We start from the raw sequence: 1,385 nt of genomic DNA, 5'->3' as shown, positions 1-1,385 counted from the left end.
ACGCTGATCCGCGACGCTTCAAACGATTTCAGCGGTGATCTTTCTAAGCTGAAGCTTGAGCTTGACGGTGCTGCGTCCGCCGGCACGGCGATTGAGCAGGCGGTTATTCAAAACAACGTCGAAACTGCTCGTCTCGAAGGCACGGCGCAGGGTTTCGGTGCGGTTCAGGGTGAAGATGACGGGCTCTGGGATCTGAATCTCAACCTCAGCTTCACGACGCTTCGAATCAATAAGGACCGCACCTTTACGGTTTCCGAGGGCGGTGATATCGGGCTCGTCATCACCGACAAAGGTGCAGATGCGGCCGGAGGCTTGTCCATTACCAGCGGTGCAAGCGTTCAGCTTTTGGAAACCAATTCGTATCACGGAAAAACTTCTGTCTCGAGCGGCGCGGAGCTCATACTTGCTGCAGACGATGCGCTCGGCCACACCAGCGCACTTAATACCGAGACGGGCACGTCGGTTGCCTTCGGCGACACGAATCAGACGATTGGTGAAATCCACGCTTCGGGTGCGCTCGTCTCCGACAAGGGCGCTTCGGGCAAGCTCACGATTACGTCGGGCGGCGAGGTTTCCGGCGCCAACGCGGGCTTCCACCTTGACGTCGATCTGACGGGCAATGGCGATCTCACGCTCACGGATGTTGCATCGCTCGGCACCGACAATCTCGTGACGATTGCCAATGCAGACGCAGAACTCGTTCTGGCCGGTGCCGGCGGATCGTTCAGCAATGCTCTTTCGGGTGCCGGTTCGCTCAGAATCGGTGCCGGTTCGGACGTGGCGCTCACGGGCAAGAACGACCTCACGGGCGGTCTCGCGGTTGACGCGTCCGGCAAGGTGAGTGCGGGCGGCAACATCTACGACCACATCGGTACGGGCACCGTTGCGCTTGCCGGCGAAGCCGATTTCACGCTTGAATCGCAGGAAACCGCCGATTGGACGTGGAACAACACTGTGACGGGCTCGGGCGACCTCACGCTCGCGCGCGACGGTTCCGGCTCTCGCGTACTGCTCTTTAACGAAAATTCGCTTTCGGGCTTTGACGGCACGCTGACGCTCGACAACTGGACGATCGATCTTTCCGAAACGGGCGGCGTCAAGAACGCAACGCTCGACGAGATCTATGACTCGGCTCTCACGGATCTCACGCTCACGAACGGTGCGCAGGCGCTTGTTACGGGCGAAGTTGGTCTTGAAACCAAGATCCTTACGCTTGGCGACAGCGGCCGTCTCACCTTAAACGGCGTCGGTGCTCCAGGATCGACGGGTACGGGGAGCGCGCATATCACCGTTAAAAAACTCCATCTTAAGGACGGCTTCAATATCGACCTCGGCATCAAGGATGCCTCCGTCGAATCGTCCGATCTTCTCCTGCAGGATTCGGG

Annotated in this window: 1 pseudogene; it reads left to right on the top strand. The window is 59.1% G+C overall.

Annotation, left to right across the window (positions count from 1 at the left end):
* Positions 1–1,385: pseudogene (locus tag H6A60_RS11340) on the top strand (hypothetical protein); the annotation flags it as partial.

It is taken from the genome of Sutterella massiliensis (genome assembly GCF_016899755.1).
Taxonomy (GTDB): domain Bacteria; phylum Pseudomonadota; class Gammaproteobacteria; order Burkholderiales; family Burkholderiaceae_F; genus Sutterella; species Sutterella massiliensis.
The sequence above is the reverse complement of the archived record's forward strand: the minus strand, read 5'-3'. Positions and strand labels throughout refer to the sequence as shown.